Below are 12087 nucleotides of genomic sequence, written 5' to 3' on the forward strand. Positions count from 1 at the left end.
CTCCGCGCGCGGGTGCCGGGGGCGGCCGACCATCGGGCGCATGACCGCCATGACCGCGCTCCTCCCGGCCGCCGCCCTCCTCGCGGCGTCCACCGTCCTGCCGCCGCACTCCGCCGTCGCCGCCGCCGACGTGCCGACCGCGCCCTACGTCGTCGTCCTCAAGGACACCACCGCCCGCGCCGCGGCCCGGGCGCTCGCCTCAGAGGCGGCGCGGGCGGGCGACCGGGTCGGCGCGGTGTACGAAGCCGCCCTCAGCGGCTTCGCCGTGCGCACCACCGCCGCCCGCGCCGTCGAGCTCGCCGCCGACCCCCGGGTGGCCTCCGTGGAGCCGGACACGGTCTACCGGCTCTCCGACCCGCCGGAACCCGCCCCCGCCGCCGCGCCCGTCCCGGCACCAGTCGCCGCCCCCGCACCGAACCCCGCCGCGCCCACACCGGCAGCGCCCCCCGCCGCCGCCCCGGCCCCGGCCGCCCCCAGCGCCGCCCCCACGCCCGCACCGCAGCCGGTCACCGCCCCCACGCCGAACCCCGTCACCGCGCCCGCGCCCAGCACCGCCCCCGTGCCCGCGACGCAGCCGGTGACCGTCCCCGCTCCGAACCCCGTCACCGCCCCCACGCCCGCAACGCAGCCCGTCACCGCCCCCGCGCCCGCCGCCGTGCTGCAGACTGCCGCGCCCTGGCCGCTGGACCGCATCGACCAGCGCGAGCTGCCGCTCGACGGCGGGTACACGTACGCCACCCGGGCGCAGGGCGTCACCGTCTACGTCGTCGACACCGGGATCAACACCCTCCACCAGGAGTTCGGCGGCCGCGCCCGGTCCGGCTACAACGCGGTGTGGACGGAGGGCGCCGCCGACTGCAACGGCCACGGCACGCACGTCGCGGCGACCGTGGGCGGGGCGACGTACGGGGTCGCGAAGGGGGTCTCCCTCGTCGGCGTGAAGGTGGCCGACTGCCAGGGGGACGGGCGTCTGTCGGCGATCCTGCGCGGCCTGGACTGGATGGTGAAGGACGCCGTCAGGACCGCGGCGAAGGGCGGACCGGTCGTCGCCAACATGAGCATGGGCGGCAGCCGCAGCCGCGCCATGGACGCGGCGGTGAACCGCGCGGTCGCCTCCGGGATCACCTTCGCCGTGGCCGCCGGGAACACCGGGAAGGACGCCTGCGGGGGCTCCCCCTCCGGTGTCCCCGCGGCGCTGACCGTCGGGGCGACGGACGCCACCGACCGCCGACCCGCCTTCTCCAGCCACGGCCGCTGCGTGGACATCTCCGCGCCGGGCGTGTCCGTCACCTCGGCCTGGAAGGGCTCCGCGACCGCCACCGCCCGCGCCACCGGCACCTCGATGGCGGCCCCGCACGTGGCGGGCGTGGCCGCGCTGATCCTTGCGGGCGGCACGGCACGCACCCCGGAACAGGTGCGCCAGGCCCTGGTGCGCAGCGCCGTCAGCGACCGGATCACCGGCCTCCCCGCCGGTACCGCGAACCTCCTGCTGCACGTCCCGACGGACCGCTGAACCCCCCGCGCCCCACCCGCCCCCGGCCCGCGCCGGTCACCGACCGGTCGGTATCCGACGCGCCATCCGACCAGGCCTGATGGGACATCAATGTCTGTGTGCTTCGGGCGAAAACAATCCATTGACTTCTCATGACCGCGACGCGTCAATGACGGCCATCCGCACCGGCTCAACCTCCTCCCCACAGCGGGTGGGGGGAGGGGTTCGTCTGACGAAGGAGTCGCGACCCAGTGAGTACAACGTTCCGACGAAGAGTTCTGGCCGGGGCGGGCGCCCTTTCCCTGGCCCTGACGGGCGGTGTGGTGGCCCTGACGGGCACGGCGCAGGCCGCGACCAAGACCACTCCGGTCTTCATGAAGTGCGTCGCCCCCGCCCCCCAGCCGGGCGCCAACGGCAACCAGGACTACACGGTCACCCTGCCGGACGGGGCCAAGGCCGGGCAGAGCGTGCCGATCACCATCGACCCCGGTGAGACCCCGGTCGTGCCGATGTTCACCATCGACACGGTCAACACGACGAAGGCGAAGCTGCTCGTCGGCGGGGTCGCCCAGACGGTCACCAGCGCGGCCGTCCCCAGCCACCAGGAAGCGGGCAAGAAGGCCGACCCGCCCGCCTTCAGCGGGAACATCACCATCCCGGACGGCACCGAGGGCACCACCCTCCAGATCACCCTCGACCAGGTGATCACGGACGCGGACCTGGGCGGCACGCTCTACACGACGACCTGTACGCCGGAGCCTCGGCCCAGCGCCTCCGTCGGCTCGGTCGCCGTCGAGGCCCTGCCCAAGGACCCGGTCACCACCAAGCTGACGCCCAACAGCGGCAAGGCCGGCACCGCCGTCACCGCCACCGGCGCCAACTTCCCGGCCGGCCCGGTCACCTGCTCCGCCCTCCTCGCGGGCGCGGCCACCGGTGACACCGGTACCGGCACGGCGGACGCCTCGGGCGCCGCGACCTGCTCCGTCACCGTCACCAAGAAGGCCGACGCGATCAGGATCGACGGTTCGGTGGCCCCGGCCAAGCCGTTCGTGTTCGTCGAAGAACAGGCGGGCGTGCAGAACCCGGTGGACGTCGAGGTGCTGCCCGGTCCGCTGGCCCTCGGTCCGAAGGACGGCCAGCCGGCCGTCAGCTTCGGCGCGGTGACCATCAACGGCAAGGCCCAGTCGGTGTTCGGCGCGTTCAACGCCGCGACCGTCCAGGACTTCCGCGGCGGCAGCCTCGGCTGGGACGTGACGGCGACCCGTACGCCGTTCCTGAACCAGACGACCGGCCACTCGATGGCGAAGGCGCAGATCGGCATCCAGCCGTCCTGCACCGTCACCAACCCGGACAGCCCGAGCACCTGCACCGCCGGGGCGCCGGGCGCGATCACGGACTCCCCGATGAAGGTCGCCTCCCAGGCGGCCGGCGGTGACGAGCTGACCGGCGGCGAGTTCGCCGTGGGCGGCGCGGCGATGCTCCAGCTGCCGCCGTTCATGTTCGCCGACACCTACCAGTCGGTCGTGACCTTCTCGATCGCCTGACGGGCCCGGACCGGCCCAGGGTGGTGCGGCGCAGCGGCGCCGCACCACCCCTTTCGTTCCCGCTCCGCGCCGCGACTGGAGAGACCCGCCCATGCGCCTGCGTACCCTCCCGCACGCCCTGCTCGCCGGCCTGTGCGGGCTGCTGCTGCTCCCCGCCCTGACCGCCCCCACCGCCGCGGCCGCCGACAACGGCACCTGGGGGGTCTTCCCGACGCCCGCCGCCGGGGCCGCGATGACCGACCGCGCGTACTTCTTCCACCAGGGCGGGGCCGGGGACACCGTCAGCGACAGTGCGACGATCCTGAACTCCTCCGACCGGGCGCTGACCTTCCAGGTCTTCGCGACCGATGCCGTCAACACCCCTTCGGGGGGCGCGTTCGCGCTGCTGCCCGTCGAGACGAAGCCCAAGGACGTCGGCGCCTGGATCGCGCTCGGCCCGCAGGCGGCGAACACGGTGACGGTGCCGCCCAAGGGCCGCGCCGACATCCCGTTCACCGTGAAGGTGCCCGCGGACGCCACCCCGGGCGACCACGTCGGCGGGATCGTCGCGCTGAACACCGCCGTCGAGGGGGTGCGCGAGGACGGCAAGGTACAGGTGGGGGTGCGGCGTTCGGTCGGGGCCCGGCTGTACTTCCGGGTGCCGGGGCCGCTGACGCCGGGGCTGAGCGTGGAGGACGTCCGGGTCAGCCGGGGCGCGCCGCTGCTGCCCTGGACGAAGGCCGCCCGCGCGACGGTCTCGTACGCGCTGGTCAACCGGGGCAACGTGGTGGTCGAGCCGGAGGTGTCGGTGTCCGCGCGGGGGCTCTTCGGCCGGCGGGTGCTGGACCGGCCGGCCCGCGGGCCGAAGCTGGTGCTGCTGCCGGGGCAGCGGGTCGAGCTGACCGAACCGTGGGCCGGCGCACCGCAGCTGGACCGGGTGAGCGTCACCGTCGCGGCGCGCGCGGCCGCCTACCCCGGCCTCGCCACGTCTTCCGGTACGGATTTCCTCGCCGTGCCGTGGCCGGCTGCCGGGGCCCTCCTGGTGCTGGCGGGGGCCGCCGTGGCCGCCCGGGTGCTGCGCCGGCGCCGCTCCGGCCCCCGGCGGGCGGAGCGCGCACCGGCCCTGGCGAACGCCCGCTGACGCGAAGGCCACCGCCGCCGGCGCCCGCACCCGCCCCGGGCCCCTCCCCTCCCCGCCCCGCCCCTCCCCCGGACAGCAGGAACCCCCGGCCGGTGAGGGTGGGCCGGGGGTCTGCCGTACGGGGGCGCCCCCTCGGGGCGCCGGGGGCGGGGGTCAGTGGTTGCGCGGGAAGCCCAGGTCCACGCCCGCCGGGGCGTCGGCCGGGTCCGGCCAGCGGGTGGTGACGACCTTGCCGCGGGTGTAGAAGTGGATGCCGTCGTTGCCGTAGATGTGGTGGTCGCCGAAGAGCGAGTCCTTCCACCCTCCGAAGGAGTGGTAGCCCACCGGCACCGGGATCGGCACGTTGACGCCGACCATGCCCGCCTGGATCTCCAGCTGGAAGCGGCGGGCCGCGCCGCCGTCGCGGGTGAAGATCGCGGTGCCGTTGCCGAACGGCGAGGCGTTGATGAGGGCCACGCCCTCCTCGTAGGTGTCGGCGCGCAGTACGCACAGCACCGGGCCGAAGATCTCGTCGCGGTAGGCGTCGGAGTCGGTCTTGACGTTGTCGAGCAGCGACAGGCCGATCCAGTGGCCGTTCTCCTTGCCCTCCACCGTGTAGCCGGTGCCGTCCAGGACCACGTCCGCGCCCTGGGCGGCCGCGCCCGTGACGTAGGAGGCGACCTTGTCGCGGTGGGCGGCGGTGATCAGCGGGCCCATCTCGGAGGCCGGGTCGTTGCCGGGACCGATCTTGATCTTCTCGGCGCGCTCCCGGATCTTCTCGACGAGCTCGTCGGCGATGGAGCCGACGGCGACGACCGCCGAGATCGCCATGCAGCGCTCGCCGGCGGAGCCGTAGGCGGCGGAGACGGCCGCGTCGGCGGCGGCGTCCAGGTCGGCGTCCGGGAGCACCAGCATGTGGTTCTTGGCGCCGCCCAGCGCCTGGACGCGCTTGCCGTTGGCGGAGGCGGTGGTGTGGATGTGGCGGGCGATCGGGGTGGAGCCGACGAAGGAGACGGCGCTGACGCCGGGGTGCGCGAGGAGCGCGTCGACGGCCACCTTGTCACCGTGCAGGACGTTCAGGACGCCCGCCGGCAGACCGGCCTCGGTGGCCAGCTCGGCGAGCTTGTTGGCTGCGGAGGGGTCCTTCTCGCTCGGCTTGAGGATGAAGGTGTTGCCGCAGGCGACGGCCAGCGGGAACATCCACATCGGCACCATCGCCGGGAAGTTGAAGGGGGTGATGCCCGCGACGACGCCCAGCGGCTGGCGGATGGAGGAGACGTCCACCCGGTTGGAGACCGAGGTGGACAGCTCGCCCTTGAGCTGGGTGGTGATCCCGCAGGCCAGCTCGACGATCTCCAGGCCGCGGGCGACCTCGCCCAGCGCGTCGGAGTGCACCTTGCCGTGCTCGGCGGTGATCAGCTCGGCGATGGCGTCGCGGTTGGCGTCCAGCAGGGCCCGGTAGGCGAAGAGCACCTTGGTGCGGGCGGCCAGCGAGGACTGGCCCCAGGAGAGGAAGGCCTCCTGGGCGACGCGTACGGCGGCGTCGACCTCGTCGGCCGAGGCGAGGGCGACCTGCGTGGTGACCTCGCCCGTCGCCGGGTCGGTGACCGGGCCGTAGTTGCCCGACGCGCCCTCGACGGTCTTGCCACCGATCCAGTGGTTGACGGTCTTCATGCTTGCTCCTTCACAGATGGCGACGTCGCTGCGCGGCTTGCCGGTCGTACTCTTCACGGGCCCGGGCCGCCGACGCACGGGTCGCGGTCTCGGCCACAGGAACATCCCACCACGCCTGTGCCGGGGGTGGGCCCGACACAGTGTCGGGTGTTCGGGTCTGTGCGTAGACACATGTGGGCCGGTCCGCCGAGCGGGCCTCGACGAGGGCTTTGCGCAGGTCACCGAGGGTGTGGGTGCGGATGGTGGCCATGCCCAGCGAGGCCGCGTTGGCGGCGAGGTCCAGCGGGAGCGGGTCTCCGTCGTAGGCGCCGTCCGGCCCCCGGAAGCGGTAGGCGGTGCCGAAGCCCTCGCCCCCCACCGCCCCCGAGAGGCCGCCGATGGAGGCGTACCCCCGGTTGTCGAGGATCACCAGCCGGACGGGGATGCCCTCCTGGACGGCGGTGACGATCTCGGTGGGGTTCATCAGGTACGTCCCGTCGCCGACGAGCGCCCATACCGGGCGGCCCGGCGCGGCCAGGGCCGTGCCGATCGCGGCGGGGATCTCGTAGCCCATGCAGGAGTAGCCGTACTCGACGTGGTACTGGTCGGCCGAGCGGGTCCGCCACAGCCGGTGGAGGTCTCCGGGGAGCGAGCCGGCGGCGTTGACCAGGATGTCGGTGCCGTCCACCAGGGCGTCGAGCAGGCCGAGGACCTGGGTCTGGGTGGGCGGCCGGTCCTCGTCCCCGTCGGGCACGGCGTACGCGGCGTCGACGCGCGCCTCCCAGTCGGCCTTCGCGGCGGTGTACGCGGCGACGTACCCGGGCGCGGCCCGGTGTCCCGGCAGCGCGGCGAGGAGTTCCGCCAGGCCCTCGCGGGCGTCCGCCACCAGCGGCAGGGCCGCGAGCTTGTGCGCGTCGTAGGGGTCGAGGTTGAGGCCGACGAAGCGGACTCCGGGGTCTTGGAACAGCGTCCCGGAGGCGGTGGTGAAGTCGGTGAGCCGGGTCCCGGCGGCGATGACCAGGTCGGCCCGCCGGGCCAGCGCGTCGGCGGTGGCCGTCCCGGTGTGACCCACCGCGCCCACGTCGGCGGGGTGGTCGTACGGGAGGACCCCCTTGCCCGCCTGCGTGGTGGCGACCGGGATCCCGGTGGCCTCGGCGAAGGCGGCGAGGGCCTGCTGGGCGGCGGAGTGCCGGATCCCGCCGCCGGCCACGACCAGGGGGCGGACGGAGCCCCGTACGGCGTCGGCGGCCCGGGCCAGTTCGGTGCGGTCGGGGCGCGGCCGGCGCACGCCCCAGACCCGCTCGGCGAAGAACTCCTCGGGCCACTCGTGGGCCTGCGCCTGCACGTCCTGCGGCAGCGCGAGGGTGACGGCCCCCGTCGCGACGGGGTCGGTGAGCACCCGCATCGCCTGGAGGGCGGCCGGGACGAGGGCCTCGGGACGGGTGATCCGGTCGAAGTGGCGGCAGACGGGCCGCAGCGCGTCGTTGACGGAGACGTCGCCCGCGTGGGGGACTTCGAGCTGCTGGAGCACCGGATCGGCGGGCCGCGTCGCGAAGGTGTCGCCCGGCAGCAGGAGCACCGGGATCCGGTTGACGGTGGCGAGCGCGGCGCCGGTGACGAGGTTGGTCGCGCCCGGTCCGATGGAGGTGGTCACGGCGTGCGCGGACAGCCGCCCGCTCTGCCGGGCGTACCCGACGGCGGCGTGCACCATGGCCTGCTCGTTGCGGCCCTGGAGGAAGGGCATGGCTGCGGGCCCGCTCTCCAGGAGGGCCTGCCCGATCCCGGCGACGTTGCCGTGGCCGAAGATGCCCCAGGTGGCGGCGATCAGCCGGTGGCGTTGCCCGTCGCGCTCCGTGTACTGGGCGCTGAGGAACCGGATCAGGGCCTGGGCGGTGGTGAGCCTCACGGGCGGGCCTCCGTACGCCGGGGGAAGGGCAGCCGGGGGTCGACGGGCGCGTCCGCCCAGGTGTCCCGGATCCAGCCGTGGCCGGGGTGGTCGCGGATGAGCCACTCCCGGGCGGCGTCCGGACCGGCCATCACGTTCAGGTAGTACAGGTCGTGGCCGGGCGCGGCGATGGAGGGGCCGTGCCAGCCGTCGGGGATCAGGACGGTGTCGCCCGAGCGCACCTCGGTGAGGAGGTCGGTCTTCCCGGCCGGGGAGGGGCTGACGCGCTGGTAGCCGAGGCCGGGGAGGTCGCCGTGCGGGGCGATCTCGTAGAAGTAGATCTCCTCCAGCCGGGATTCCTCGCCGGGGTGGTGCTCGTCGTGCTTGTGGGGCGGGTACGAGGACCAGTTCCCGCCCGGGGTGAGCACCTCGACGGCGATGAGCCGGTCGCAGGGGAAGACGTCCGCCGCCGCGAAGTTGTTGACCTGCCGCGAGCAGGTGCCCGCGCCGCGCAGCTCGACGGGGACGGCCGCGGCGGGCCCGTACCGGGCCGGCAGCCTGTTCTCGCAGCGCGCCCCCGCGAGCGCGAAGCGGCCGCCGCGCACGGAGGTGACCTCGGCGCGCCCGTCCCGGGGCAGGTAGGCGAAGTCGGTCGGCCCGTCGAACACACCGGTCCGCCCGCGCAGCACGAAGGCGTCCGCGCCCGGGTCCGCGCCCGGTCCCCCGTCCCCGTCCGGGAAGCGGATCCGGCAGCCGCCCGACAGCGGCAGGACGATCCATTCCGCGTCCCCGCAGTCGTGGGCGTACGTCTCCCCCGGCGCGAGTTCCAGGACCCGCAGCCGGGTCAGTTCCATGCCCGTCTCAGACACCACCGGCACGCTCCAGCACCTCCTCCACCTCGTCGGCGAACGGCATCGCGGTCGAGCACGCCAGCCGGGAGGCCACGATCGCGCCGGCGGCGTTCGCGTGGCGCAGCACCCGTTCCAGGTCCCAGCCGGCCAGCAGCCCGTGGCACAGGGCGCCCCCGAAGGCGTCCCCGGCGCCGAGCCCGTTGACCACCGTCACCGGCATCGGCGCCACTTCCACCGCGCGGCCGTCGCGGTGCACGGCCAGCACGCCCTCCGGTCCGCGTTTGACGACGGCCAGTTCCACCCCGGCGGCGAGCAGCGCCCGCGCGGCGGCGTACGGCTCGCTCTCGCCGGTGGCGACCGCGCACTCCTCGGTGTTGCCGACGGCGACCGTGGCCAGGGCGAGGGCCTTGTCGTACCAGGGCTGCGGGGGCCCGTCCCACAGCATCGGCCGCCAGTCCAGGTCGAAGACGGTCGTACCGGACTTCGAGCGGGCCTCCAGCGCGCCGAGGGTGGCGCCGCGGCTCGGCTCGGCGCTGAGCCCGGTGCCCGTCATCCAGAAGACCCGCGCGGCGCGCACGGCCTCCCGGTCCACCTCGTCGGGTTCGATCTCCAGGTCGGGGGCCTTGGGGAAGCGGTAGAAGTAGAGCGGGAAGCGGTCCGGCGGGAAGATCTCGCAGAAGGTGACGGGCGTCGGGTAGCGGGCCACCTCGCCCACCCACCGGTCGTCGACGCCGAATCCGCGCAGCTCGGCCCGCAGGTACGCGCCGAAGGGGTCGGCCCCGGTACGGGTGATCACGGCGGTGCGGCGGCCCAGCCGGGCGGCGGCGACGGCCACGTTGGAGGGGGAGCCGCCGAGGAACCGGCCGAAGGTGTCGGCCTCGCCGAGCGGTACACCGGTCTTCAGCGGGTAGAGATCCACCCCGATCCGTCCCATCGTGATCAGGTCGTACACGAGCCCGTCTCCGGACGGCCCGCCGTTGCCGGACCCCCCGTCCGCGGCCCCGTCCCTGCCCGTCACACCTGACACTTCCGTCCCTCCCGTCACTCCCGCCACTCCTTCCGTTCTCCGCTCCGGTCCCCATCCGTCTTCCCCGTGGGTGCGGACCCCGCACCCTAAGGTGGCCGTCATGACCTCCTCCCCCTCCGCGCTGACCCGTATCCGCGTCGGTTCGGCTCCGGACTCCTGGGGTGTCTGGTTTCCGGAGGATCCCGGCCAGACCCCGTGGGAACGCTTCCTCGACGAGGTCGCCGACGCCGGGTACGCGTGGATCGAACTCGGCCCCTACGGCTACCTGCCCACCGATCCGGCCCGACTCGCCGACGAGACCGCCAAGCGCGGGCTGAAGGTGTCCGCCGGGACCGTCTTCACCGGACTCCATCACGGGCCCGCCGTCTGGGAGCAGACCTGGGAGCACGTGTCGCGGATCGCCGCGCTCACCCGCGACATGGGCGCGGAGCACCTGGTGGTCATCCCCTCCTTCTGGCGCGACGACAAGACCGGCGAGGTGCTGGAGGACCGGGTCCTGACGGCGGCGCAATGGCGTGAACTGGCCTCCCAGACCGAGCGGCTGGGCCGGGAGGTGCGGGAGCGGTACGGGCTGCGGATCGTGGTCCACCCGCACGCCGACACGCACGTCGACACCCCCGAGAACGTGGCGCGCCTGCTGGACGCCACCGATCCGGAGCTGGTCTCGCTCTGCCTGGACACCGGGCACTACGCGTACTGCGGCGGGGACAGCGTGCGCGCGATCGAGACCTTCGGCGAGCGGATCGGCTACCTCCACCTCAAGCAGGTGGACCCGCGGATCCTCGCCGAAGTGGCGGCGGAGCAGCTGCCCTTCGGACCGGCCGTGGCGCGCGGGGTGATGTGCGAGCCGCCGTCCGGGGTACCCGCGCTGGAGCCCGTACTGGCAGCGGCGCAGCGGCTCGGGGTGGACCTGTTCGCGATCGTGGAGCAGGACATGTACCCGTGCCCGCCCGACCGGCCGCTGCCCATCGCCCGGCGCACCCGGGCCTACCTGCGCTCCTGCGGCGCCCGTTGACCCCCTGGAGGAGACACACATGAGCGGCACCCTCGGCATCGCGGTCATCGGCACCGGGAGGATGGGCTCCGATCACGTCCGGCGCATCGGCACGACGGTGGGCGGAGCGCGGGTGGTGGCCGTGGCCGACCCGGACGGGGACCGGGTCAAGGAGGTCACGGCCGGGCTGGACGGCGCGGGGGCGTACACGGATCCGGCGGCGGCGATGGCGGCCCCCGGGGTGGAGGCCGTCCTGATCGCCTCCCCGGGACCGGCCCACGAGGAGGCGGTCCTGCACGCCCTGGAGCGGGGGCTCCCGGTGCTGTGCGAGAAGCCGCTGACCCCGGATCCGGCGGGGGCCCTGCGGATCATGGAGGCGGAGCTGCGCCTGGGGCGGCGGCTGGTGCAGGTGGGGTTCATGCGGCGGTTCGACCCCGAGTACGAGCGGCTCAAGGAGCTGCTGGACGCGGGCGGGATCGGCCGGCCGCTCTTCCTGCACTGCCGCCACCGCAACGCGGCCTCACCGTCCTTCTTCACCGGCGACATGCTGATCACCGACTCGGTGGTGCACGAGGTGGACGCGGCCCGCTGGCTGCTGGGCCAGGAGGTCACCGCCGTGACGGTACTCGCCCCCGCGCCGACCTCGGCCGCGCCGCCGGGGCTGGGCGATCCGCGGCTGGTGCTGCTGGAGACCTCGGGGGGCGCGATCGTCGACGTGGAGATCTTCGTCAACTGCGGGTTCGGCTACCAGGTGCGCTGCGAGGCGGTCGGCGAGTCGGGCAGCGCCCGCATCGGGGACGGGCACGCGATGGTCGTCGAGTCGGGCGGCCGGTGGGGCGGGGAGATCGTGCAGGACTACACGACCCGGTTCGCCGACGCCTACGACCGCCAGCTCCGGCGGTGGGTGGCCGCGGCCGCGCGGGGGCGGGTGGCCGGACCGGGCGTCTGGGACGGGTACGCGGCCGCCGCCGTCTCCGAGGCAGGGCTGGCGGCCGCGCACGGCGGCGCGCGGACGCCGGTGCGGCTGGTGGAGCGGCCGGAGCTGTACGCGCGCTGACCGCGCCACGCGCGACGCGCGACGGGGCCCGAGTGGCAGGAGGGCTCGTGTGGCCCTTCTGTCACGGGTGTCCGCTTCCTGTCACGCATGTCCGCATTACTCGGGTTTTCCGTCACAGGCGCTCGACAGGCACGCCCCCGCCCTCACCGAGCGTCGTTCTCCGGGCACTACCCGAGTGATCGTCAGTGTCCACGCGCCGGCTCCCCCGACGGCCTCCCGGCCGGCCCCGCGGCGTGGACCAGGAGGTGTCGTGCATGAGCGACCGAACGCTGTGGTCGTACAAGGAGATCGCCGCCCACATCCGGGTCCAGCCGGACACCGTGCGCTCGTACCGCAAGCACGGGCTGCTCCCCGCTCCCGACCACGTGGAGGGCGGCAAGCCCTACTGGTACGCCGACACCATCCGCACCTGGGTGGCCCGCCGCCCCGGCAACCGGGGGCGGCGCGAGGACTGAGCGGCCCGGCCGCCGGGCCCGGGGCCGCCG

10 protein-coding genes are annotated in these 12087 nt (G+C 74.6%); 6 read left to right on the plus strand and 4 right to left on the minus strand.

Going from position 1 to position 12087, the window contains the following annotated elements; translation table 11 throughout:
* Window positions 1-40: 40 nt before the first annotated feature.
* The 3 genes from ACGFXC_RS10850 to ACGFXC_RS10860 all read left to right on the plus strand — a co-directional run bounded on the left by ACGFXC_RS10850 (window position 41) and on the right by ACGFXC_RS10860 (window position 4156).
* Complete coding sequence (locus tag ACGFXC_RS10850) at window positions 41-1513, plus strand: S8 family serine peptidase (RefSeq protein ID WP_393711602.1); 1473 nt, start codon at window positions 41-43, stop codon at window positions 1511-1513.
* A gap of 230 nt (window positions 1514-1743) precedes the next feature.
* On the plus strand, window positions 1744-3036 hold the full coding sequence (locus ACGFXC_RS10855; RefSeq protein WP_393711604.1) for a hypothetical protein: 1293 nt from the start codon (window positions 1744-1746) through the stop codon (window positions 3034-3036).
* Between the two features lie 91 nt (window positions 3037-3127).
* Complete coding sequence (locus ACGFXC_RS10860) at window positions 3128-4156, plus strand: WxL protein peptidoglycan domain-containing protein (protein ID WP_393711606.1); 1029 nt, start codon at window positions 3128-3130, stop codon at window positions 4154-4156.
* Between the two features lie 153 nt (window positions 4157-4309).
* Here the strand turns inward: ACGFXC_RS10860 and ACGFXC_RS10865 are convergent, their stop codons facing one another.
* Genes ACGFXC_RS10865 through iolC form a run of 4 tightly spaced genes read right to left on the minus strand, consistent with a single transcriptional unit; the run spans window position 4310 to window position 9458 of the window.
* The gene (locus tag ACGFXC_RS10865; RefSeq protein ID WP_393711608.1) at window positions 4310-5809 is read right to left on the minus strand and encodes a CoA-acylating methylmalonate-semialdehyde dehydrogenase; all 1500 of its coding nucleotides are present in this window, start codon (window positions 5807-5809) and stop codon (window positions 4310-4312) included.
* Window positions 5810-5819: 10 nt separating this feature from the next.
* Window positions 5820-7694 carry a 3D-(3,5/4)-trihydroxycyclohexane-1,2-dione acylhydrolase (decyclizing) gene (iolD, locus tag ACGFXC_RS10870; protein ID WP_393711610.1) on the minus strand — a complete coding sequence of 625 codons (1875 nt, stop codon included), beginning with the start codon at window positions 7692-7694 and terminating at the stop codon, window positions 5820-5822.
* Complete coding sequence (gene iolB / locus ACGFXC_RS10875) at window positions 7691-8527, minus strand: 5-deoxy-glucuronate isomerase (RefSeq protein ID WP_393712198.1); 837 nt, start codon at window positions 8525-8527, stop codon at window positions 7691-7693. Before iolB ends, iolD begins: the two co-directional genes overlap by 4 nt.
* A 7-nt stretch (window positions 8528-8534) precedes the next feature.
* Complete coding sequence (iolC, locus tag ACGFXC_RS10880; RefSeq protein ID WP_393712200.1) at window positions 8535-9458, minus strand: 5-dehydro-2-deoxygluconokinase; 924 nt, start codon at window positions 9456-9458, stop codon at window positions 8535-8537.
* 193 nt (window positions 9459-9651) lie between these two features.
* On the opposite strand from iolC, the gene ACGFXC_RS10885 reads away from it, so the two are divergent.
* The 3 genes from ACGFXC_RS10885 to ACGFXC_RS10895 all read left to right on the plus strand — a co-directional run bounded on the left by ACGFXC_RS10885 (window position 9652) and on the right by ACGFXC_RS10895 (window position 12057).
* Window positions 9652-10566 (plus strand): sugar phosphate isomerase/epimerase family protein, encoded by a 915-nt coding sequence (locus tag ACGFXC_RS10885; protein ID WP_393711612.1) that lies wholly within the window; start codon window positions 9652-9654, stop codon window positions 10564-10566.
* Between the two features lie 19 nt (window positions 10567-10585).
* A complete protein-coding gene (locus ACGFXC_RS10890) occupies window positions 10586-11602 on the plus strand; it encodes a Gfo/Idh/MocA family protein (protein ID WP_393711614.1) in 1017 nt (338 codons plus the stop codon).
* Window positions 11603-11856: 254 nt separating this feature from the next.
* Window positions 11857-12057, plus strand: a complete 201-nt coding sequence (locus ACGFXC_RS10895; RefSeq protein ID WP_266577242.1) for a MerR family transcriptional regulator — start codon at window positions 11857-11859, stop codon at window positions 12055-12057.
* Window positions 12058-12087 lie beyond the last annotated feature (30 nt).

It is taken from the genome of Streptomyces sp. NPDC048507 (assembly GCF_043199995.1).
Classification (GTDB): Bacteria; Actinomycetota; Actinomycetes; order Streptomycetales; family Streptomycetaceae; genus Streptomyces.